Genomic DNA, 24,682 nt, shown 5'->3' with positions numbered 1-24,682 from the left:
GCCACCGGGTGGGGATGGTGAGGCGGTACAGAAATCCAACATAATTACATACAATTTCATCCCAAACGGCGCCATTCAGAACAGAAATTTGTACATTCTTAAGTTGAAGTTTCTGTACATTCTTATCTTAACATTACCACCCATCCCCGGGGAGCTCCAGCGAAGCCGGTGAGGGGGAACTGCAGATTGTTAGACAATCAATCCCTGGCGAAATTGAAATTACGCAACTAAACAATCCCGGGTCAAATGACACCATCGAACAGCGGTAAGGCTCCCCTCGAGAGGGGAGCTGCCGAACGAAGTGAGGCTGAGGGGACGAATGTCCGCGCACTTTCGGTAAGCGTCGGCGCAAAGATACGCATCCGCGGGATAATCATTTACCAGACAAAGATTTTCGGATTGTCCTGATAATGATTGACCTCGATAAGAGTATTTACGTGCCCGTCGGGGATTCGTCCTTCCACCGCTTTCGCGGAGCCCTCCTTTCGAGGAGGGCCTCACAAAAACGGATTGTCTCATTTATCCCGAGTACGTTTTGTCAGTTAGTCTCATATGTGACGAATCCCCTGCGATCAGGCTTTCCCCGGGGAGTCATGCTTTCCGATTCGCCCATTTTCGACATGTACGATAGTACCCCCCTGCCTCGCTTCGCTCAGCTGCCCCCTGACCAGGGGGCCTGAAAGGGACGGGGATTTTTCGCATTTTAGAAAGGCTGATAATCCACACTATCAGCCTTTTCAGATACCCGTATTTTTTATTTCAGTCTCAAAAAAGCGGGAGATCCCGTTTTCCGGCTCCGGAAGGGTATGCTTTTCATCTGACGTTTCAGCGCCCGGACTCCCCGGTTTTCCTGCTCACACTCCTTCAGATCAAAAGACCTTTCCATAGAATAATTGATCTTCAAAAGTTCCACATAATGGCTCCAGCTGAATTTTACAGACAGTGTCTGCAAAATTCGGCCTTTTCGAGTGGAAATACCAGCTCAATCGCTCAGAAGCACTTCTTGCAGAGTTTCCCGCTGTTATTTTTCCCGGAACGGAAATCGCTGGGCGTTTTCCCGAAGACCACCATGTAGCGGCCGTCCCCATAATAAGTGACCTTGTAATGCTTGCCCTGCTCCGTGATCACAAACCCCAGATCCTCCAGAGACTGGCGGAGACGGCCCGTAAGCCCCGTGTAATTCTTCAGCAGCTTCTTTACCGCCGCATCCCTCCCTGCTCCCAGACCTTCATAGGGATTCTTCTGAAGGATATCGGAAATCACATCCCGCTTCCTCGACTGTTCCGGCATATTCTTCAATGCCTCCGAAAGAACTTCCAGCAGGAAATCCCGTATTTCCCCGGGATAAAAATCCTCCTCATCTCCCATGTAGAGCACCGGCTCGGAATCATGGGTCTCAAGCCTGCTGCGAAGTCCCTGATTTTCCGCCTGCAGCCTCTCATTCAGATGAGTCATATCCTCCAGCTTCTGCCGGAGCTCCTCCGCTTCCTCCTCATAAGACTGCCAGAGCTCCGAACTCTCATCAGCCTCCGCCCTCCGGGCCTCCCGCTGGGCCTTTGCCATATTTCTGAAAATATCATTATTTACACCCTGCCAGGTATAGAGAGGATCCAGAGTCAGGGAATTGCTGAAAAGCATGACCGATCGCACCACCCGGTTCAGGAGCTCTTCAGAACTCCCCGGATACTCCCGGTACCAGCACCTTTTATGGCCCAGAGACCTCCGCGGATAATAAATGCCAATCGAGCCGCCATACTCATTCTGATCATTCACCATCTGCCGGAGCGCGCGATTCGTAAACGTACTCTCCTGCATAAGCACATGGGCGATCCCCTTCAGCTTCGACGCCAGAAGACCCGCATTCACCGGCAGCCTTCCATCAAACTTTCTGGAAATATAAACCACCGGCAGCCGGTAATGGACCTTCCCATTCATCACATCCGCAATGAGCGGAAGATTCCCCTCATCGATGACCAAAGGCTTACGGTCAATCGGCAGCCCCTCATCATCCATCAGATACCCCCGCTCAATGAGAGACGTCAGGAAATGCGGCGTCGAAAATACCAGATCCGTAGCTGCCGCATCCTCCTCGAAACTCCGATCCAGCTGGATGGCCATCTTCCGGGACCCGAAATTCATCACATAATCCGTATCCCAGATCACCCCATTATCCTGCCGCTTCTCATACCGCGCCGCCAGGATCTGCCTCTCCTCATCCTCCCGGAACTCCAGCCATAAATCATCAGATCCGAACCGGATATTCCGCTCCCCCCGCCAGACCATGGGAGAAATCACATTATCCCCATGAGGACTCCTCTGATTCCACTCAATCACCAGACGGATGAAATCATCAGGAGTCAGCGAATCCTCGATATCCAGCAAAGTAGAAAACAAAAGCATAACAAACACCCCGCTATCGGAAAAGGAAAAAACAGACATCTTTGCCTTGATTGTACAACATTCATGGAGGTTTGTGGGGAAATAAAAAAAGCCCCCCACAGGAGCCTTTTTTATTTTGGAAATATTTAATCCTTGTCAGGATGAATTTTATTTTTAATCCTTTCAGCGTAATCGGCCATAGCAGCCATGTAATAGCCTAGAACAGCGAAATAAATTCGTCCCAAACTTTTGCTGATAATTGTCTGGTCAAGCCATCCATGAATATAAAAAGCTAAAACTATACAAAGTACAGCAATGCAAAGCAAGGGATCTCCCCTTTTCCCCATTATAATAACTGCACTAAATACACTGATGATAAAGGCATAATATCCGATAAGGCCTAAGAGACCTGTTGTGGACAAAAAGTATACAGACATATTGTGAGGATGTTTTTGATCTAATTCCCGGATACCTGCCGGTTTATACTTCCCATAATAATTTTCGAACCAGTTTCCCAGTCCAACACCTAACGATTTATGATCTTTCCACATTTCTACGCTTGCAATCCGCATCTGGATTCGTTCTCCGCCCATTTTGCCTCCGGCATTTAAACTTTCCTGACGGAGAAATAGAGCACTTCCAACAAATACCAGTACAAGGATAAGTAATCCTGCCATACCCTTCTTGACTTTAGCACTTACTTTTTCCATAGTAATCAATGCTGTAATAAATACTGCCAATGGGAGGCCAATAATCAAGGACAGGAATGCACCGCGAGAGAAAGTAAAATATAATGCGACGAATTGTACAATAGTGCACAGGCTTAAGAAAACCTTTGCCTTCAGGCATTTACTTTTCATCGTAAAATAAACAGTCATTGGTATAGTTGTAGTCAAAACAGTAGCAAAAACATTGGGATGAAAATGAGTACCATAAAGTCGATCAGTAATAGGTATATAACGTATATGAATATTCCAGATACCAATAATGCAGCTGGTTATGATTCCAATCGCAATGCCCCAGGGTATACCTGTATCCGCCGTATATTTTCTTCGTATCCACCATACCAAGAAAAAAGGAACACTAAAGTACATGTAATCAAAAGCAATTTTAATGCCTTTAGTGTTTCCCAATAATATTCCATCCAGAATTAAAGCACCATAAAACGCAATAATTCCTCCTATGATGATGAGGATTTCCTTTTGCCTTAGAACATAAGGATCATTTGATTTATAACAGCGGTAGATATCATAAATCAGAAAGAGGACAAACACCCCTATAATATATGAAAAATAGGGTTCCGGCCTTTTAGCAATTAAAGCAAAAAATATAAACCCTAATGTTAAATCCGGCAATCTACTCTTCAACAGAGCAAGCATTGCAAATCCCTCCGTCAAACACTGCTTTCAGCAGCTTAAAACCAATAAAGGCACGTGTTTTTATTATTATTTCATTCACGATTTATCTAATAATATTCCATTCCGAAACTCACTTCAAATCGTTGATAAAGCAGTAAGGTCTTTCCACAACGGGGAAGTGCTGATGCTGAAGGTATACATTGAAAAGCCGTTCAGACATGAACCCAAAGGTGCGGTTTTGGAATGAATCTTCTTTGGGAGGAACTTTTTCCTCTACAGCAAAAAGAATACCAAACAGCCAGCTGCAATAGTCATCAAACCGCTCCTTGCTCATGATAGACATATTGTAAGCAAAGATATGGTTCCCATTCATCACCTGATCCCAGTCTTTCAGGTATTCCGGATATTTATTCCCCAGCACATCATGCATGATTTCAAAATCTTCTTTGACATGGGCACGGCAATACTGCTCTCCGATAGTTTCATGATGGCTGTGCATCGGCATGGTTACAAATACTTTGCCTTCTCTAAGCGCATTTTCCACCCATGGTGAAACAGCAATTTCATCATAAGGAATGCTGTCATACCGGTATTTACGTTTCCAATGATCGAACAACCCCTTATGCAGTTTAAAATACCGGCGATAATGACAGAGACCCACATAGTCACTATGGGAATCATTTTTCCAGATCCAGTATAAAGCGGTCAATTCACTGTACCGGTTATTTTTCAGGGAAATGTTATCACCCGTATCATCCGTAACATCTGTAAAATGTGGATTTCTAGCTCCATTAACCTGAATCAGCTGAAAATGAGATGTTGGCTTAAAATCAAATTTCTTATGTGATGCTATATAAATAGTAAGATTAAAACTATCCCCTTGATTCACAATCAACCCTCCATATATCCTGACATTTTTACTTACGACCAGTTTTCCCCGGTTTCATTGAATTTGGTTTGATAGTTTCTGAAATAGATTTGCCCTTTAGCTGCTTCATGATTTCCCATTCATTTTTATCAGTCATAAAACAAACAATACTCTATGATACAGATTTACATTTCCGTATCCTTTTTATTTTACGGGACCAGATTATGCCGGAAACTCCATATTTCTTCCAAATTTTTAGAAACAAACGATGCCTCAATCCAAACCATGGATTATTATCTATATTTGATAAAGAATACATGGATTGGAAAATTTTGTCCTCAAATATGTCATTAAGGTACTTTCTGAAAATTTGTGCATCTACCTCATTAACGACATAGTGATCAATGATCCCTTTAAGCCGCCGGAATAACCAATACTGCAGATAGCAGCCTTCTTTTTCTGAAAGTAAACTATTTCCAAAAAGATTCATCTGCAACTCAATGACCTGATGCTCCTGCTCCCATAAATCAGGATTATATTTATGTACTGCCGAGGTTTCATAGGTCAGATAATGATATAAGTTTTTATTTATCGTCCGAATCCTGGAACAATGTCTTAAATAATCACACACAAATAGAGCATCTTCCCCCAATGAAATATTTTCGTCAAAAGAGAGGTTATATTCCTTTATGATGGATGCACGATACAGTTTATTCCAGCAGAAGTTAACATATTGTAATTTCAGATATTGAGATGGCTTTGAAAAGAAATCCCTCACATCTATAGAAGAGTCAATACAAGAAATCATTTTTTCAGCGACGCCGCAAATAATTACATCCGCATCTTCAATATTTTTTTCCAGAGAGGATAAGTAGTCATCTTCCAGATAATCATCTGAATCACAGAAAGCAATGTATTTCCCCGTTGCGTGTTGAATACCAGTATTTCTTGCCCTGCTGACCCCGCCATGTTTTTGCCTGATCAGCTTGAAATCGGGAATTTTATTTCGAAAGTTATCTAAAAACTTCCTATAATCGTCATTGCTGTCATCGTCGACCAATATAACCTCATAGTTGTCATATGTCTGCCGGCTGAGGCTTTCAAGACAATTCCTAAATCCTTCCAACGGCGGATTATGAACAGGTACAATGACACTTATTTTGTCCATGTTTTAAAATCTGCCCCCAAAAACCATTTCGATATCTCATCTCAATAGTAGTACGGTTACTCAATCGATGTGTAAACCAATTAATTTACATTTTACTCTACTCATTCATATAATGCGCGAATCACTCTTTATTTTGTTTCCAGATTTCATATGATGAGTGAGAAATCAAGCAATTTCGGTTTTATTATACAAGAAAGGGAAATCATATACCACCGCTCTGTCATTTTCCTTGAGAAATATTTTACACTAAGAGAATATGTCCCAGACTGATTTCCAGGGCCATGGAACACATGCGATGGTCCGGATGGGTATCAAAATCGACGCCGATAATGGTATCCGGAGAATACGCGAGAATCAGATTCTCCACATCTTTCAAGAAGCCATTTTTCGTATATTTCAGGTGATGGCCGAAATGAGCCATGCAGAATTCCGGTTTTCCACTGATTCCATAAGTTTCGCTGTGTCCATCTACCGTAAGGGGCGCTTCGGTTCCGTGAACGTAGGGGGATCAGGCTGCATCGAGTCCTCCGTCCGGATAACCAAGGATGATGATATCTTCTTCAGGCACTCCCAGTTCTTCCAGTGCTTTCTCGGCTTCCCTGATACGGGTTTCCGCCAGATAGCTTCTATCCCCATTGGTCGCAAAAACGACAATCCCCCGGAAGCCCTCTTTTCTGGCTCCGTAAATTGTAGCTCCGGCTACATTGATTTCATCATCTTCATGAGGAATAAAGACAAGAATCGTATTCCCCAGGAAAAATTTCCTGTAAGAAAAGGAAGAATCCGCGATGCTGCCTCCTAAAAGCCTGTTGTTCTACTGCTTTCTCGAGTTTCTGCTATTTCCTTCAACAGCTTTTCCCACTGATCGTATATATTTTTCGTCGTATAGTCTTTAATTACTTCTTTTCCCGCCTTGCCGTAAGCAAGTCGAAGATCCGCACTTACCATGAGTTTCCCTAAAGCTTTAGCGTAATCTTTCGGATGAGGAGCGGTCAGAAAGCCGGTCTCCCCATCGCGGATTAGATCGTTGACCCCGTGACACTCAGCAAGGCCTACGGTTGGTATGCCCATCATCATTGCCTCAGAAAGGTATAAGGGGAATCCTTCTTCATGACTGGCTATGGCATAAATCGTTCCTCGAGAGTAAACGTCTTCCCAGACATGATGTGTTTTCCCGAAGACTTTAATTTTATCATCCAGATTCATTTTATGAATTTCTTCTTCCACCTGCCTTGCATAGGCATTGCCGGTAGATCCCCATAGTTCCAGTTTCCAGTCAGGAAATCTAGGAGAAATTTCTTTAAAAGCGGATATTAGAAGTTTTTGATCTTTGTTTGTATTAAAGCTTCCCACGTTTATGATAATATGACTATTTTCACCTTTATAGAGAGGCATAGGGTCCGGCGTCTTTATGGCATTACCAATGACCCTGATATCGGTAGAAGGAAAATATTTACGAGCCGTCTTCATACCACTGGGAAGAAGAATTTGAATTGCCGCGCTCTTTCCACCTGCTTTCAGTTCCCTCCTTGACAATCTCGGAAACTGAATATCCGGATGTGAGTGAATCATGGTGATAACCGGTATCTGAGTTCCGGTACCGTCAATCACATAAGCTGTAGAAGGAATCGATGAAGAAAGAATGATGTCCGGATGGAGTTCATCAATCCATTTTTTTATAGCTTTCCCATATTGTTTTGTTTTATATGATGTATTGATTTCCTGTGCTTCCTGCTGACTGAACACTCTGGTCAGTTCACGGAGAACCCGCCAGGGTACAGGAAGTTTTTCAGATATGATTTTTTCCCCTCCCCGAAACAGTACATCATGTGTTTCAACATCTTTACGCAAAGGGAAATATGGCAGTCCTTCCCGGCCATCCCGGTAAAGAATCGTTACTTTATGCCCTCGGTTGGCCATATCATTAGCCATCTCACAGGTAATTCTTTCTACTCCCCCCGAAATTCCGGTCCAGTAGGAATTGAAATGAGCGATAACGATATGCATTTTTCTGATTACCTTCTCCATTGTTTAGAAAATTTTCTATTCCTGCCCATCGTTTCCGATTTCCTGTTTAATGAATCCGATACGCAGTCTCACATGTCAGGCTGTGGATCCTACCCCGACAGGATGCAGAAATATATTTTTAACCAGACTGAAATGAGGTATTTTTTGACTTTACAGCGAAGATTCGTTTTTCATCTTCATCAAGTTGCCAGAACTGACAGATTCCAAGATTCAGGAAACAGAATGCTCCCTGAAATTAAATCGTCAGTTCTCTATGATTTACCTTATTTTTTATTATACATGAAAGGATACCCATATACCATCCCCCTGTCATTTCGCCTGGCATAATGAAGGACATCCATATAAAAAAGAGGCCTCCCGGAGAAGGTCTCTTTTTGCCAGGTCAGGTTATGAGATGAGAAACATTGAAGAAGTGAATTTTCGATAATCTGAAATATGAATTGCTTCTATATTTACGCAAGTTATAAAATTTATGATTTCCTCAAAGCCGGATCATCCTGTACCCGATACATACCTGTCTTTGTCAATGCATTATCCAGTGTCAGGCTGTAGGCTGGGGAGGAAAGATCATACTTTGGTTCATAATCCGTATTTGGCGCATTCAGAATGCCGGACAAGGTATCGAAGACGAGATCGTTCGTGAAGGCTCTGTTTTCATGATGCTTCAGGCTGCCGGCCTTATCCGGATATCGTTTGAGATAATCAGAAGACAGGTAAATCACCAGAGGGACCCGGACCATGTCATAGGTAAAGCGTTGCCCACCGCTATGGAAATACGTCATATCTTCACCATGATCCGAGCAGTAAAGAAAGGCCTGGAGGCGAAGATTCTCTCTGGCATAAGAGAAAATGGTTTCAAGGACTTTATCCGTATAGGCAACGGAATTGTCATACTGATCTACTTTTTCAGTCATGGAAGTCCCGGGAATCAGTGGGAAATCTTCGGGTACCCTGTCCCGATAGCGATCATGACTTCCCATGAGGTGAATGACGATGAATTGATTTCCTTCCTTCGGTATTTCTTTCAGATATTTCATGATGTGCATATCGTCTTTGGCAGGCGGGCTGATCCGATGCATGCGGTCGGCCGATTTTTCGAGGGTGGAAATGACTCCGTCATCGGAAGCATCCTGATTGGTAATCCACCAGGTAGTATAGCCTGCGGCTTTTGCCACATCCATCAGGTTGAAAGCGTCAAGAATGGATTTCTGATTGTACTGGTTTGTCCCGGTCACATAGGCCGGCAGGGCGCCGGAGGTGTTTGGGAAATTGGAATAGGCCAGAGGATAGAAATAGAATCCTTTCTCCCCTTTCACAGAAGAAAGCCAGGGGGTAGTTTCCCGCGGATAAGATGGATTGAAAGCTTTCATATGGTCCCGGTTTTCGCTTTCCCCGATGACAAGGATGACAGAACCCGGCACCTGATGGGCCAGGGTTTCTTCCGGTTTCACATGAAGAGAGAAATTCTTCAGATTGGCCGCATGACTTTCGGAAATCTGCCGCATATTCCGGATGTGGATCCGGGCATCTCTGTATTCCATCACCGGGAAACTCCGCGGGATGAAATGGCCTGCAATGGCCAGGGCTCCCAGAATAACAATCACGGAAAGCACCTTCTGCCAGATTTTCTGCTTTTTTTCTTCCCGCTTCATTGCATGGATAGTGAGACGGGCCTGAAAAGACACAAAAAGAAGGAAAAGAACAATGAAAATTCCAAAAGTGGCAAAGCCAACATGGGACTGAATGTATTCAAAACTTTCCCTGGAATTGGAAAGAAGGGTAGCCACCATATCTTCCGTGGAAAATACGGTACCAAAAGATTTATAGAAACTCAGGTAACAGAAGGCTTCCCATGCGAGAATGGCGCTGTAAAGGATGGAAAAGGCACCGAAAATCCACCGTCCCCATCTCCAGTGACGCCCATGAAAGCAGGCAGCCGACAGAATGGCGAGACTGGCAAAGGAAATAAGGAAATAATTGCAGAGAGCTTCCGAATTGACAGTCCAGAAATCGGCAGCTTTCGTCATGACTCCTGTAAAAATGACCATCCAGAGAAGGCACACAGGCCAGCCGGGACGGAAATCCTTCTCCCATAATCCCTGTCCAAAGGCCATCTGTGCCAGGAAAAGGAGACTCCCAACCATGGCCGCACTGCGAATTCCAAACCTTGGATTTCCCAGATCCGTCACACCCAGTATGAACCAGGCACCATATACAATGCCGATGACCAATAGAGTAGAAATCAGGTATAAAGGAATACGCTTCAAAAAATTCATATAACCCCCGCTTTACCGATAAAAAACTTGTCAGCAGCCAGTATCATACGGATGCTGACAAACTACGGTAGACACAGCATAAACGGTCTCTTTACATGATTGAGATAAAATCCACAAATACGAGCATATTATACATGTTTATATTTTATGAATACAATAGCAAAATGAAAAACCGATGGGACCGCTCCCTCTTCCGGTCCTCTTTACAGGATACCGGAACAGATAATCTCACGCCTTACCTTTTCATGGACAATTCGAAAAGGAGTATTGAAATTTCAAAATGCTTTACCTTCACCCTGATCCCCAATTTTTTCAATTACCCCCGCCCTTTGAACGGACGAGTTGTAGAATGTGTACAAAAATCTCTCTTTAAAGCCATTTAGAAATATAGTTACCCGTCATGGCAGCCGACCTTTATATAAGAGAGGCAACCTTTTCCATATAATATTTAATCATTCTTTATAATGGCTGTCTATGCCAATGGCCCGCCATCCAATTTGATGTGGGCTGCCATCTTTGCTGATCGCTTTGGACTGATAATTTTTAATGGTCGAACACATGTTGGATTGTCTCTAAAAGCAAAAAATACCCCCAAAGGCAGCGGGATTCCCAATCCTGCTGCTTCTGGGGTATTGCCCGTCTCCGGGCTCCTCGATTCAGATTTTATTTTCCTTTTCCCTGGTACCATGTATCAGGAACCGTCCTTCTTGCCCCCGCTTTCTCTGAGATTGGCCGTGGCGGAGGCTTGCGGTCGAATTTTCAGTTCCTATATATAGTCGAAAAATGGCCATTTTATATCATTAGATCTTCGTTAAATCCGGTCATTGAAGCCAAGCGGTGCCCATGAATTTGCACCGCACCGCTTATAAAAATAAATATTACATACTTCAAATCTTGTTGATTTTATGGATAACAAAATAATATGTTCCCCGTTTTTCTTTTCTTATGAGTCCCTCGTCTACTCCTTTTTTCATTAAATTGGAGGCAGATTGTTCCGTAATTCCCATATACTCAGCTATATTTTTCCTGCTAAAGCTATAGTGTTCACCATAATTCGAAGCAAATCGTATAAACCGATCTGCTCTTTTATTCCCGAATATGTTATGAACCCTCTTTATAAAGGAATACATATCGCCCAAGTCAGGAACATCAGACACATTCTGCAGGATTTCCCGATGCAGTCTTCCACCCTGATCAGCAGCTTTTATCGAACTCGCCTCAGATTTATTTGGCAATGAAACACAAAACATATTATCATCGGAATAAAAATTGACTTTTAAACCTGTCCCTTCATAAGCCTCCAGGATACGACGTATACCGCTGCCCCGACGCTCCATGAAACGAAGCCTTCCGAAAATATCGGATATGACTTCATTCCTTCTCATTGAGGGCACTCTATATAAATCCAAATCCTGTATTCTGCTTCCATTAATCATTCCGCCGGGAGACATAATTTCCAATCGGTCATCAAACATGTCTACATGGACCTCTGACCCGATATTCTGGTAATCCCGATGCATTAACGCATTTACTAATGCTTCACGTACTGCCCGATTAGGATAATCACTTCGCTCTTCTCTCTGCATTCCACGAATTGTCCATGGATTTTTAGAATTATTTCGGACAAATGCTTCTGCGTCTTTAAGTAGTGAAATCAGACTTTGCTTTTCCAATACTTTATCATCCAGTGCATCTTCTCCAATTGTGCCTTTTGTTACTCCCTTCCAACGTGTACAAACCACTCTTGACTGATTCAATAACCCCTGATCGCACAAAAGCAGCCCGGCATTAGTAATTTTTCCATCGAGATTCAGCAGCTTCATTGACTGTAAATCTCTTGGAACTTCCAACGGGTTATCAACCATGCCATTATAAGTGGCCTGGAAGAGTGTAAAGCTGACATCCTTTAATTGATATCCGGAAGGAAGCATATCAAAGGTTTTGTTCATTCCCCTTAAAATCAAGTGGTTAATTTCAATAGCAGTTGCGGGTTCAGATCGATCACCTCGTCTGACGTATACCATTTTTGATTTATCCTGAATGTAGTAGTAAGGGTAATTGGGGCCATTAAAAATCTTTAATTCCAGACAGCCTTTATTTCCCTCACACTGCAAATCATGAAGTTCGTACTGAACAGCCGGTTCTATACGTGCAGATATGAGCTCAGAAATTTTTGATGTCACATGCTGCAAATTCTGAAGTCCTACAATTTCATGATCTGCATCCCGAACGCCAAATATAATGCTTCCACCTCGTGTATTAGCAAAAGCTGAAACGGATTTTAACCAGCTATGCGGCCTATTCTCTTCAAATCTTTCCTTATAATCCAGATTGGTATCCTCTACCTTTTCTAACCTGTTAGCCATTACCCTCACTTCCTTTGAATGATTATTAAACAGGGTGCCATATCAAAATGTGAGTTTCATCCCCAAAATGTGAGTTTCTCAATATAAATCACATCAATTTGGTCATATTTTACTCTGTATTCGACACTCAAAACAGTTAAATTCCATATTATCAACTCTGGTATAGTCACATTTCCAAAAAGAAAGTCACATTCTCTTCAGCTATTTTTCAATAAAATCAACTCTCATAGAAATTATACTATTTATTCTCCCCTGATGACTATATTTTTAACTCAGAAATATAAACATATCCATCCGGCATTCATAAAAACTTCACCGCCCGTAAATCAGAGAAGCTTCGGGTGCTGCATGATGTGTTCCGTCCCCTTTCGCCGGATATAATTCACAATCGTATCGGATCGTTTCAAATCAAAACCTGCAGCACTTTACATTCATGCCGCCCCGACCCTGATTCCCAGTCAAAACTCCCCGCTAAAAAGCCTCCCAACCCCTGCGGGCCGGGAGGCTTTATTTTCCAAAACTGAAGGCTGACGGCTAATCTCTCAGTCCCTCTCAAACAGATCCCTGGTATACACTTTATCTTTCACGTCATCGAGAGAGTGATCATACCGGTTCGCGATGATGGCAAAGCTTTCTTTCTTGAATTTCGCAAGGTCATTGACAATCTGACTGCCAAAGAAAGTGGTCCCGTCTTCGAGGGTGGGCTCGTAAATAATGACTTCGGCGCCTTTTGCCTTGATCCGCTTCATGACGCCCTGAATGGAGCTCTGGCGGAAGTTGTCGGAGTTGGATTTCATGGTGAGGCGGTAAACGCCGATGGTAATCGGTTTTTCGAGGGCCCGGTCGTATTCACTGTTCGTGGAGTAGTAGCCTGCTTTATCGAGGACCCGGTCGGCAATGAAGTCTTTCCGGGTGGCATTGGATTTCACAATGGCTTCGATGAGGTCTTCCGGCACATCTTTATAGTTGGCGAGAAGCTGTTTCGTATCCTTGGGGAGGCAGTAACCGCCATAGCCGAAGGAGGGATTGTTGTAGAATTCCCCGATTCTGGGGTCCAGGCATACGCCGTCGATGATTTCACGGGTATCGAGGCCTTTCAGTTCCGCATAGGTATCCAGTTCATTGAAATAGGAAACGCGGAGGGCGAGATAGGTATTAGCGAAAAGTTTCACTGCTTCTGCTTCGGTAAAGCCCATGAAACGGGTAGGAATATTTTCCTTGATGGCTCCTTCCTGGAGAAGGCCTGCAAAAGTATGGGCCGCCTTGACGAGCCGTTCGTCGGAAAGGTCGGTTCCCACAATGATCCGGCTGGGATAGAGGTTGTCGTAAAGAGCTTTCGATTCGCGGAGGAATTCAGGGCTGAAAATGATATTCTTCGTGCCCATCTTTTCGCGGATCATTTTCGTATACCCCACGGGAATAGTGGATTTGATGACCATGATAGCATTGGGGTTATATTTCATCACTAATTTAATGACTGCTTCCACAGAGGAAGTATCGAAGAAATTCCGCTGGCTGTCATAGTTCGTGGGGGTGGCAATGATGACGAAATCCGCATTTTTATAAGCTTCCTCCGCATCCATGGTGGCGGTCAGATCGAGATCTTTTTCAGCCAGGTATTTTTCGATGTAATCATCCTGGATGGGCGATTTCCTGTGATTCACGAGATCCACCTTTTCCGGAATGATATCTACGGCCATGACGTGATTGTGCTGGGAAAGCAGGGTGGCCAGAGAAAGCCCCACATAACCGGTACCGGCAACGGCGATATTCATTGATTAATTCCTTCTTTCTAAGTGATGGATAGAGACATAAGCGATGAGAGTTGTTAGCTGTTAGTATTGGATAAACTAACGGCTATTTCACACCTTATTTCCAAAATACTTCATATACAGCGAAATCATTTCGCCATATTTTCCCTCCATTCTTGCCGTTCTTGCGGCCTGATGGAGGTTTTTATGGCCTTTGGGCGGAACGAGGTCTTCGTCCTTCCAGGGGGAATTTTTCTGGATGGCGGCGTATTCTTTCACCACCGGCCAGTTCTGCACCCAGGAGTGCCAGGGTTTTGCGTGGCCTGCAAAGTGGATGATGATCTGTTTATGGTAATCCTGGTTGACCGGCTGTTTGGCAAAAAGGGACTGCCGGTCCAGATTGTAAAGATAATTGTATTTCCTGTCTATATAGAGGCATTTTCCATCCAGCATTTCATTGTGGATATCCTGGTCATGATGGGAAAGGCGGTTTCCCACGCGGGCCACATTTTCCTCGGCCCTCCGGACGATATCATCGAAAAGATTCTCCTTCATCCAGTCTTTCACATTGATCAGCATCATGCCTGCATTGAAATACCGTTTCGTGTGGACCCGTTTCATCTGGAGCTGTTCTTTCCGGTCGGACACCACGGCCACCATATTTCCATCAAAATCCAGATCCGCCAGATATTTCAAAGAACCCCGGCACATCATATCCCCATCCAGGTACAGGGCCCGGTCCGTCAGGGGAGCCAGGGTGGGAGCCACGAGGAAACGATAAAAGAAAGCGGCAACCCCGTCGGAAAGGAGGAGCGTCTTGAATGCGGAATCATCGATGAGATGGACTTCGATGGGGCATTTCATCATTTCCGCCACCTGAGTGAGCCTTCCCTTTTCCCGATCGGAAAGGGAATTGACGAAGAAATGGAAACAGAGGGGCAGATCTTCATTGTGGGATGCCACGGTCAAGGCTACCACTCCCATATGGGGGATATAATCGGCCGTCCCCGTGAGGGCGATATGAAAAGCGCCGTCTTTTGCCTTTTCGCCTAAATGAAGAGTCTCCGTAACTGCATGAGAAAGAACGTTGGACATGTTTGCTCCTTTGGAAATATATATGGGTCTATCTTGTTATTGTATCATAAGTTTATGAACTTTGCGGGAATAACTGAATTACTCTCCTTTCCCATCATTGACAGGTGAAAGCCATCCTTCCCACAATTATTACTCAAACCGGTGAAAAATATCCCGGACTCCCGGCTTTTCTTCGAACACTATCTTAGCACGATCAAAGACTTTGGAGATTTTGAACTTCCATTTCGATAAATGATATTTTCAACAATCAAAGGATTAATCACCTTTTCCAGAAAGGCGCCTCTATGATTGTAATTCAACAGGGCCTGCAATTCTCTGACCGGCATTGGTCCCCTCGTTTTTAATAATTGAATGACTTTTTCCGTATCCGATAATCCATCACCGGATAGATCCCGCACCTCATCGGATGTCGTTTCATAGAGTCTGTCAAAAAGCCTTAGATCCAGAAATCCGGGATAAATCAGGACAACTGGTTGTTTTTCCTGCGAACTGCTTTTATAGCTTTCAGCCATCGTCTGAAAGCCTGTCCCGCCCCGCTCCATAAGATTTGCGACATCCAGACAGGCAGCAATAATGGTATTTCTTCTTATGGAAGGTATGGATCCCAGGGGATACTCTTCATATTTTCTCGGCAGCAGCCAGGAGCCTGGTGAAACGATGTCCAATCGATCATCATAAATATCTATATCAATCTGCGTACCTGCGATAGAATAATCACGATGGGCTACCGCATTAACAAGAGCCTCTCTGACGGCTTCCATTGGATACGCCCAAAGATTTTGGCGACCGCCTTTGCCTGTTTTCATCCATCCCATCCTGGTGTTTCGTTTGATAAACAAAATCGCTTCTCTGAACACTTTAGCAAGAGAGCCTTTATATCTTCCACTGTCCAAAACGATTCCCGTCTTATTTTTTCCTTTCCAGAGCCGGCAGCTGATGAGGGAATCTTCTCCCTGATAATCATCTTTAAACATGAGAAATCCGGATTTGGCATATCCATCTTTGGAAATGACTTCCTCGCTCTGAAGTTCTTTCAGGGATGGGACGGAGCCGTCCTCTCTATACAGCCTGCATAGATTGAGAAATTCAGTCCACTCCGACTCTACATACCTGATTTCACTGACCTCATTATCAATACCAAATCTGCGTTTACCCAGTGAAATAATCTGTTCGGGCGTTGCCGGCACGGAATTGCCATCCCCTTTAATGTATACCGTCTCGTTGAAGTCCCCCTCACGATACCTCACGACAGAATGAGAAGGTGACACTTTGAGTGCAAGAACAAACCTTTCTGCCTCCTCGTCAATGCTTCGAAGCATATATCCGATCTTTACATGAGGAAATATATGCCGGTCATTTACAATGGCAATCAGATTTTTCGTCTGATCAATTTCCGTTAAATCAAGGCCAAAAGCTTCTCCGACATTGGAAACACCGACAAATATAATCCCGCCTTCTCCATTCGCAAAACCCACGATGGTTTTTGCCCATTTGACAGGATTTTCCGGGTTCAATTTCGCTTTATATTCGTAATGCATATCTTCGGTGATAACATCTGAATAGAGTTCTGTAATTCTCATATCTCAACCTCCGTCAATCATCTGGTCGAAGTATAGCAGACATTACATTACATTACAAGGCATTACAAATCTCGTAATGTGCTGTAATGTGAATTTTATTTTAAATTAGCCGCATCCGACCATTTCTATACTTTTCATGCATTAAAAGCAATGATTGGATAAGTATGAAATGTTACACTCTCCGTAATGTTTCATTGCCTGATGCAATGAAAACAAACTTGAGGCAGCGGCAGGAATGCGTCATAAGAGAAGATTTCCCTATATACATGCGACATGGCCTTTCAGTTTATATTCTTCCCCAGGTCTCCAATCCGGGGTTCTCATGTAAAAGCAGAAATATAAAACGGCGGGCTTCTTCATTCTGATGCCCGCCACCTTCCCGAAATTCCCGACTTTCCCGAGAACCCCGAGATTTCCGACACAAAAGTCATCAAAGATAAAAGACACTATAAAAGGGCGCCTTCACTATTTCCAAAGGCGCCCACCTTCACTTACCACTTTTCACTTATCACTGCCAACTACTAACTGCTGATTACTTGCCGCTATGCTCACAAATATACTCATAAATCCCCTGATGCAGGATTTTCTTGTACCCTTCCACTCCCGGCTGGTCGAAGGCATTGATATCCGCCAGGTATCCTTCGTAGGCAATGCAGAGGAAGAAGAAGTACATGAGGGCTCCGAGATGGAAGGTGGTTCCTTCTCTTACGGAAATATGGCAGCTCATGCGGCCTTCAGCGGCCAGGGCTTCTTCGTTGGAACGGAGGGCGGTCTTCAGCATGAAGGACATGGGAACCTGGCCGGTCACTTCTTTTTCGCTGCATTCCACGGAAATGTCTCTTGCCTTGTTTTCCACGGAAATGAACTGGACCAGTTTGTTTTTGGCTCCCTGCTGGTGTTCCTGGGTGAGGGAGTGCATATCCGTGGTTCCCACGGTAGCCACGGGGATTCGTCCGTAGTAGACTTTCTCCCCTTTATTGTTATATTTTTTCCCTAAAGATTCGCCGAGGAGCTGGGCATACCACCAGCCGAAGGAACGGAGTCTGTCTCCGTAGGGCATGATGATTTCCGCAGCCACCCGGTATTTCCGAAGGGCGATGTATTTCAAAGACGCTAAAAGGAGGGCCGGATTTTCTTTGTAATCTTCACTCCGGCAGGCTTCTTCCACCATTTTTGCGCCGCGAAGGAGTTCCCGGATATCGATGCCGATGAGTTTCGCAAAAACGAGACCCACCTGGGAAAGTTCGGAAAATCTGCCGCCAATGCCGTCAGGCACCGTAAAGCAGGGAAGATGATGATCCCTTGCCAGAGCGCGGAGCACCCCTTTTTCCCTGTCCGTTACACCGACAATAGTCATTTCCGCTGTATCTTTCAGTTCTTCCGTCAATCCATGAATGGCCGTGGAAGGTTCCAGGGTGGTACCGGATTTGGAAATCGTAAGGAGCAGGACTTTTGCCTTCCGCCCCAGATGACGGCTTTCCCTTTTCACCTGATCCGCCAGCGCCAGAAGTCCCGTGGGGTCCACATTGTGGCCGGCAAAGAAAACTTTCGGGAAACCCTTCCTTTCCTCCTTCGTCATCATATTCCAGAAAGGACCGCAGTGAAGGTCAAAAAGCACCTGATTTCCCAAATAAGACCCGCCAATGCCGATGGAGATCACGATGTCCTGCTCTTTCGACAGATTTTCTACCCGGTCAAGAGCGGCCTTTTCCTTTTCGGAAATCAGGATATCTTCATCCAGGATGTAGGGCAGGCGCGGGAAAAGGACGAGACTTCCATCCGGTCCCAGACCGGTCTGACGAAGCTTCGTCACTTCTTTCGCTGCCCTTGCGATTTCACTGCTGTATGCGCTAAGATCTTCTTCCTTTACACTCCAGTCATGACCCAGAAGATTTCTGACGTCGATCATCAGCTCATTCTGAATATTCAAAAAAATCACCAACCCATTTTGCCCGTTTTTACACCCAGCCGCCCCCGGCTGATTATTTTCGTCCATAGTTATTTTTTATTATAAAGTATTTACACAGAAGTGACAAGACCGTTTAAGGAAACTGTAATCTTTATGACGATTGGGGCGTAAAATTCACCCTCTCCGTACTATATCGTGCAATTGAGGAAATTCAACGGCAATAGGAATGGGCCTGCTATCACAGGAATGATAAGCGACGTGGAAATCTCATGGGTTACCTGCCAATAAAATCATAGCATGATCATTCTTACCATTTATATCCGCTCCTGCCGGGAAACGTTTCGACAGGTTCGTCCTCCCAGCCGCGCCGGAGCCCTCCTCCCGAGGAGGGCCACGCTTGTCCGATAGAGTCAACACTCCCGAGTACCTTTCGTCAATCAGCCTCAACTGTACAAACCACAGAACCCTGCGCATGTACCGTTTGAATCATTTTCGTCTTGTACCTTCCTGACATCCCCTCACCCTTTCGGGAGCTCCCCGGGGTTGCATGAGACTTTCATCTCATTTTCGACTTGTACGATAGTACAGCCCCTCCGTCGCCTACGGCGCCACCTCCCCGAACTTCGGGGAGGCTATGCGGGGAGCACTTGCTTTCCGATAGAGTCAAATTTCCCGGGTACCTTTCATCAGTCAGCCCCATATGTGCCCTGCAGCTTTCAGGACTGACGACGCACTTTTTTACCCAATTGCCTCAAAACCCCAAAATCGCTATCGGCAGGCCTATCCCCCATTCCGCTGAAAGTACCTGTCGCTAAAGCCTCAAAAGCAGCACGACGATATCGGAAGGCGATAGCATGATTGGATGGTGTATGCTTGCCGTAGCCTGCAAAAAAAGTTATAATAAATTAATTATAAAAATATTTCTTATGAAAGGTATCCCATGTTAAAAAGAAAACAGCACACAATCGGAAAACCGGTTTCCTACAAAGGCAACGGACTTCATTCCGGTATGCCGGTCACTATGACTATGCTGCCCGCCGAAGAAGGTACAGGCATCGTATTCCGCCGGACAGATCTGGAAGGAGCTCCGGAAGTACCGGCCCACAGCCGCTACATCACAAATACCCTTCGCGCCACCACCCTTGAAAAAGGACCGGCCAGGGTATTTACCGTCGAACATCTCCTCTCCGCCCTCTTTGCGCTGAAGATTGATAACTGCACCATCGAAATGGACTCCCCGGAGCCTCCGGTCGGTGACGGGAGCGCAAAAACTTTCTGCGATATGATCGAAAAAGCAGGCATTGTAGAGCAGGAGGAAGAAATCCCGATCCTGACCCTGGAAAAGAGTGAAGCCATTTACGAAGGGCAGAAATTCATCACCGCCCTCCCCTATGACGGACTTCGCGTGACTTTTATTTCCATCAATCCCCATCCCCTTCTGGGTACCCAGATGCTGGATGTCACCATTGATCATGATACCTACATGAAAGAAATCGCTTCCGCCCGCACCATCGGTTTTACCTGGGAACTGGAAGCCATGAGGAAGATGGGCCTCGGCCGGGGCGGCACCCTGGAAAATGCGGTGGTTTACTCTGAAACCGAATGCCTCTCCAGGCCGCGTTTCCCGGACGAACTGGTGCGTCACAAGATTCTCGACATTCTCGGAGATATTTCCCTGGTGGGACCCCTTCATGCCCATATCATCGCCGTTCTTGGCAGCCATAAACTGAACGCCGAGCTTTCTGCAAAGCTCCAGGCTTTGAAATAAGGAGGAAATATTATGGAACTCAATGTAGAAGAAATCATGGAAATCCTGCCGCATCGATACCCCATGCTGCTGGTGGATAAAATCATTGATATGGTCCCTCTGAAATACGCTGTCGGTGTCAAATGCGTGACCATGAATGAACCTTTCTTCCAGGGTCATTTCCCGGGACATCCTGTGATGCCCGGTGCTCTCATCTGTGAAGCCATGGCCCAGGTAGGCGGAGTCGCTCTCCAGTATCCGGAAGAATACAGGGGACTCATCCCCCTGTTCACCGGTATGGATAAAGTCCGTTTCCGCTCCCCCGTCCTTCCGGGAGACGTACTCGTAATGAAAGCGGAAATCAAGAAAGTCATCGGTCGTATGGGCAAAGTACACTGCGAATGCCGCGTAGGGGACGTGCATAAGGCAGAAGCGGATTTCCTCTTCTATCTTCTGGATCCGAAAGAAACTCCGGAAACCAAGGAGAAGGAGCAGGAAGAAAGAGCAGCAAAGAAATAATAAAATTTCCGTAAATTTTTCAAAAACAGTTGTATGACGTAGCATTTTGAAGAAAAAGAGAGGAAATAAAAGGATTTCCAAGGAAATACATCGGGATGGTCGTTTCGAACTGATTACAAATTCTCGACCTATGTATAAAGGAAATCAAACAATAAAAACTTGGCTGGGAGTCATTTCCGGCTTCCATAAAAGGGGACTGAGACTATGGAACTCAAAGTGATTAAATCTGCAGAACCGAATATTCATCCGACTGCCGTCATCGATCCGACCGCCATCATTCATAAAAATGTCATCATCGGACCTTACGCAGTGATCGGAGAAAACTGCGAAATCGGGGAAGGGTCCATCATCGGAGCTCACGCCGTGATTGCGAAAAACGTACGGATGGGTAAAGAAAACCACATTTACCCCCATGCCGTCATCGGCGAAGACCCGCAGGACCTGAAATTCACCGGTGAATATTCCACCGTTGTCCTCGGCGATCATAACCTGATTCGTGAATATGTCACCATTCACAGAGCCACCGGCGAAAACTGCGAAACCCGGGTAGGCTCCTACAATATGCTGCAGGCCTATACCCATGTCGCTCACAACTGCAACTTTGGGGATCATATCGTCATGAGCTCCTTCTCCGGAGCAGCCGGACATGTAACCGTAGAAGATCATGCAGTCATCGGAGGCATGAGCGGAATCCATCAATTCGTAAAAATCGGTGCCTGCGCCATGGTCGGCGGCATGTCCAAAATTGTCCAGGACGTATGCCCCTTTGTTATTGTAGACGGCAATCCATCCAGAGTCGTAGGTCTCAACTCCGTAGGCCTTTCCAGAAATAACATCAGCCCCGAAGTGAAGAGCTACCTGAAAAAAGCCTATCGCCTCATTTTCCGTTCCGGCCTCAAGTTGAACGATGCCATCCTGGAAATGGAACAGGAACTCCCCTCCACCCCCGAAATCGAACATCTCCTCCGTTTCCTTCGAAACTGCGACAGAGGACTGTGCCGGACGAGAGACAGATAAGCTTTGTGTCACTTGTGCGGAATATAACCTGAGTCATCAGCGCTTGTCGTTGTTCGTGGTTCGTTGTTCGTTCTTCGTAAATCAATGCAGCACCCTTTCGGGATGAAAGGGTGCTTTTTTATTGATGATCCGGAGGAAACGGTCCAGAATTCCTGAAACTCCGGAAATTTTGGAAAAATGGAAATAAACGCTGTACTCCTCGAAGGGGGACACGCTTTTTCCGATAGAGTCAATCAGCAAGAATACCTTCTGGCAGTCAGTCCTGTATGTGCCATGAAGCTTTTAAGACCATCCTCCGCTGCAAGATATCTTTTTCTTGTCGAAATGCCTCAAACCATTCCAGCCTCTATCCGAAGACAAACTCCCCCATTCTGCTGAAAGTTCCAGTCCCTAAGCCTCAACCCCACATGTCTTTTTCGGCCGGCAAATCTCCCATTCCGCTAAATGTTCCAGTCCATAAGGCCTCAAAACCCCCAAGCCTCTTTCGGCAGGCAATTCCCCATTCCGCTAAACTTTCCAGTCGCTAAAGCCTCAAAAGCCCACAAGTCTCTTTCGGCAGGCAATTTCCCCCATTCCGCTAAACTTTCCAGTCGCTAAAGCCTCAAAAGCCCACAAGTCTCTTTCGGCAGGCAATTCCCCCCATTCCGCTAAACTTTCCAGTCGCTAAAGCCTCAAAAGCCCACAAGTCTCTTTCGGCAGGCAATTTCCCCCATTCCGCTAAAGGTATTAGCCGCTAAAGCCTCAAACTAAAGTCATCGATATCGGCAGGTCTTTGCGGATTTGTTAGAACGTATTTTATCTCTTGACCAAAAATCTTCTTCATGCTATGATATTGCTAACTTTACAAAAGACCATGACCGGAATCAGGCCCCGGAACTTCTCAGAGAGGCAGCGTTTGGTGAAAGCTGCTGAAGCGAAATGGCCGCGTCACCCGGGAGTCCTTTTCCTGAAATTTTTGTAGGGAAAAGCGGCCGCTCCGTTACAGCCAAATCAAGTATGTGTACAAGGTGGTACCTCACGAATTCGTGCCCTGTCGGTTTTCCCGGCAGGGTTTTATATTTCCAAAAGTGAAAGGAGTATGTATGAAAAAGTCAGACAATGCATTTATCGCCATCGGGCTCATGCTCTTTGCCCTTTTCTTCGGGGCAGGGAACCTGATTTTCCCGGTATTTATGGGACAGAATTCCGGGGTGGATACGATTCCGGCCACCATCGGTTTTCTGATTACCGGCGTAGGTCTTCCGATTCTGGGGGTCGCCGCCATCGGGTATTCCGGAAGCGACCTGCAGGGCCTGGCTTCCCGTATTTCCAAGCCTTACGCCATTTTCTTTGCAGTCTGCCTGTACCTCACCATCGGACCGGCATTTGCCATTCCCCGTACGGCCACCACTTCTTTTGAAATCGCCATTGCTCCTTTCTTTGGAAGTGAAATGAAAACTACCGCCCTCTATGGATTCTGTGCCCTGTTCTTCATCGTTTCCTGTTGGCTTTCCATTACCCCTTCGAAACTGGTAGACCGCATCGGTAAAGTCATTACTCCGGTGCTTCTCCTTTTCCTGGCAGCCCTTTTCGTATTTTCCACCATTTCTCCCATGGGACCCTGGCAGGAAGCCACTGCCGGTTACCAGCCTTCCCTGAAAGCCCTGACCCAGGGATTTATCGACGGCTATGGGACCATGGACGTTTTGGCAGCTTTTGTTTTCGGAATTATTGTAGTCAATGCAGTCCGCCAGTATGGCGCTGAAACACCGGAAGAAATTGCCGCTTCCACCCTCCGTTCCGGTCTCATTGCAGGTCTCTGCCTGGGCATCATTTACATTTTCCTCTGCATCCTGGGCGCCAGCTCCGTATCCGTCCTGGGTATGCAGGAAAATGGCGCAGGAGTCCTGGTCGGTGCGGCCCATCATTATTTCGGATCTTTCGGAAATATCGTGATGGGTGTCATCGTACTTCTTGCCTGCCTGACCACAAGCGTAGGCCTCATTACTTCCTGCGGCGAATATTTCTCCCGTCTTCTCCCCTTCCTTTCCTTCAAAAAATGGGTCACCGTTTTTGCCGTTGTTTCCTTCCTGGTCGGACTTTTCGGACTGACCACCATTATCAGGGCAGCCATTCCGGTTCTGATGTTCCTGTATCCGCTGGCCATCGCCCTCATTATCCTTTCCTTCACCAATTCCCTCTTTGGTGGAAATAAATCCGTCTACCAGATGGCAATCCTCTTCACTTTCATTCCTTCCCTCTATGATGGAATTCATACCGCAGGCCTCTCTCTTGGCGGCATCGATGCCTTTATGGCAGGACTCCCCTTCGCCGCCCACGGCCTCGCCTGGATATCCTTCTTCATCGCAGGATATGTGATCGGACTGGTGCTAGCAAAAGTGAAAAAGTGAAACGTTAGCCGTTAGCCGTTAGCCATTAGCAGTTAGCAGTTAGAATTAAGAGCAATATCATTAAATTAACAGCTGCTTAATTGCTTCCAAATCGATATTTCTCTAGTGCGTTTAAAGGAAATAGGGCCTTATTCACCCTGTTCGGAGTAAATTTTAGTAGTTTTGACCGGTTTTTGAGGCACTCTAAAGGAACTGTCCAAATTTTATTTTTTTGGAACAGCATTTAATCGT

Annotated in this window: 18 protein-coding genes; 4 read left to right on the top strand and 14 right to left on the bottom strand. The window is 45.5% G+C overall.

Annotated features, from left to right (window positions below; genetic code table 11):
• Positions 1–754 precede the first annotated feature (754 nt).
• The 14 genes from VZT47_RS10730 to VZT47_RS04980 all read right to left on the bottom strand — a co-directional run bounded on the left by VZT47_RS10730 (position 755) and on the right by VZT47_RS04980 (position 18,778).
• Positions 755–952, bottom strand: a complete 198-nt coding sequence (locus tag VZT47_RS10730) for a DUF1016 N-terminal domain-containing protein (RefSeq protein WP_442877422.1) — start codon at positions 950–952, stop codon at positions 755–757.
• 38 nt (positions 953–990) lie between these two features.
• Positions 991–2,400: a hypothetical protein gene (locus VZT47_RS05040; RefSeq protein WP_330223883.1), complete on the bottom strand. Its 1,410-nt coding sequence runs from the start codon at positions 2,398–2,400 to the stop codon at positions 991–993.
• Between the two features lie 125 nt (positions 2,401–2,525).
• A complete protein-coding gene (locus VZT47_RS05035) occupies positions 2,526–3,758 on the bottom strand; it encodes an O-antigen ligase family protein (RefSeq protein ID WP_330223882.1) in 1,233 nt (410 codons plus the stop codon).
• 109 nt (positions 3,759–3,867) lie between these two features.
• Positions 3,868–4,626, bottom strand: coding sequence for a DUF4422 domain-containing protein (locus tag VZT47_RS05030; protein ID WP_330223881.1), 759 nt, complete (start codon positions 4,624–4,626; stop codon positions 3,868–3,870).
• 151 nt (positions 4,627–4,777) lie between these two features.
• Positions 4,778–5,773: a glycosyltransferase family 2 protein gene (locus tag VZT47_RS05025; RefSeq protein WP_330223880.1), complete on the bottom strand. Its 996-nt coding sequence runs from the start codon at positions 5,771–5,773 to the stop codon at positions 4,778–4,780.
• A 241-nt stretch (positions 5,774–6,014) separates the two neighbouring features.
• Positions 6,015–6,194 carry a hypothetical protein gene (locus VZT47_RS05020; protein WP_330223879.1) on the bottom strand — a complete coding sequence of 60 codons (180 nt, stop codon included), beginning with the start codon at positions 6,192–6,194 and terminating at the stop codon, positions 6,015–6,017.
• Between the two features lie 87 nt (positions 6,195–6,281).
• Positions 6,282–6,461, bottom strand: coding sequence for a PIG-L family deacetylase (locus VZT47_RS10725; protein ID WP_442877423.1), 180 nt, complete (start codon positions 6,459–6,461; stop codon positions 6,282–6,284).
• A gap of 110 nt (positions 6,462–6,571) precedes the next feature.
• Positions 6,572–7,780: a glycosyltransferase gene (locus VZT47_RS05010; RefSeq protein ID WP_330223877.1), complete on the bottom strand. Its 1,209-nt coding sequence runs from the start codon at positions 7,778–7,780 to the stop codon at positions 6,572–6,574.
• Positions 7,781–8,271: 491 nt separating this feature from the next.
• Entirely contained in the window at positions 8,272–10,077 is a 1,806-nt protein-coding gene (locus VZT47_RS05005; RefSeq protein WP_330223876.1) for a phosphoethanolamine transferase, read from the bottom strand.
• A gap of 887 nt (positions 10,078–10,964) precedes the next feature.
• Positions 10,965–12,443: an ATP-binding protein gene (locus VZT47_RS05000; RefSeq protein ID WP_330223875.1), complete on the bottom strand. Its 1,479-nt coding sequence runs from the start codon at positions 12,441–12,443 to the stop codon at positions 10,965–10,967.
• Positions 12,444–12,985: 542 nt separating this feature from the next.
• A complete protein-coding gene (locus VZT47_RS04995; RefSeq protein WP_330223874.1) occupies positions 12,986–14,218 on the bottom strand; it encodes a nucleotide sugar dehydrogenase in 1,233 nt (410 codons plus the stop codon).
• Positions 14,219–14,305: 87 nt separating this feature from the next.
• Entirely contained in the window at positions 14,306–15,289 is a 984-nt protein-coding gene (locus tag VZT47_RS04990) for a glycosyltransferase family 8 protein (protein WP_330223873.1), read from the bottom strand.
• 179 nt (positions 15,290–15,468) lie between these two features.
• On the bottom strand, positions 15,469–16,869 hold the full coding sequence (locus VZT47_RS04985) for an ATP-binding protein (RefSeq protein WP_330223872.1): 1,401 nt from the start codon (positions 16,867–16,869) through the stop codon (positions 15,469–15,471).
• A gap of 532 nt (positions 16,870–17,401) precedes the next feature.
• Complete coding sequence (locus VZT47_RS04980; RefSeq protein WP_330223871.1) at positions 17,402–18,778, bottom strand: glucose-6-phosphate isomerase; 1,377 nt, start codon at positions 18,776–18,778, stop codon at positions 17,402–17,404.
• Positions 18,779–19,718: 940 nt separating this feature from the next.
• On the opposite strand from VZT47_RS04980, the gene lpxC reads away from it, so the two are divergent.
• From lpxC to brnQ, 4 genes are all read left to right on the top strand, one after another.
• A complete protein-coding gene (gene lpxC / locus VZT47_RS04975; protein ID WP_330223870.1) occupies positions 19,719–20,546 on the top strand; it encodes a UDP-3-O-acyl-N-acetylglucosamine deacetylase in 828 nt (275 codons plus the stop codon).
• 12 nt (positions 20,547–20,558) lie between these two features.
• Entirely contained in the window at positions 20,559–21,044 is a 486-nt protein-coding gene (fabZ, locus tag VZT47_RS04970) for a 3-hydroxyacyl-ACP dehydratase FabZ (protein ID WP_330223869.1), read from the top strand.
• A gap of 204 nt (positions 21,045–21,248) precedes the next feature.
• Complete coding sequence (gene lpxA / locus VZT47_RS04965; RefSeq protein ID WP_330223868.1) at positions 21,249–22,061, top strand: acyl-ACP--UDP-N-acetylglucosamine O-acyltransferase; 813 nt, start codon at positions 21,249–21,251, stop codon at positions 22,059–22,061.
• 1,082 nt (positions 22,062–23,143) lie between these two features.
• Entirely contained in the window at positions 23,144–24,451 is a 1,308-nt protein-coding gene (gene brnQ / locus VZT47_RS04960) for a branched-chain amino acid transport system II carrier protein (RefSeq protein ID WP_330223867.1), read from the top strand.
• Positions 24,452–24,682: the final 231 nt, after the last annotated feature.

The organism is Dialister sp., from assembly GCF_036343215.1.
In the GTDB taxonomy this organism is placed as follows: Bacteria; Bacillota; Negativicutes; order Veillonellales; family Dialisteraceae; genus Dialister.
This window is presented reverse-complemented; position numbering and strand designations above follow the sequence as displayed.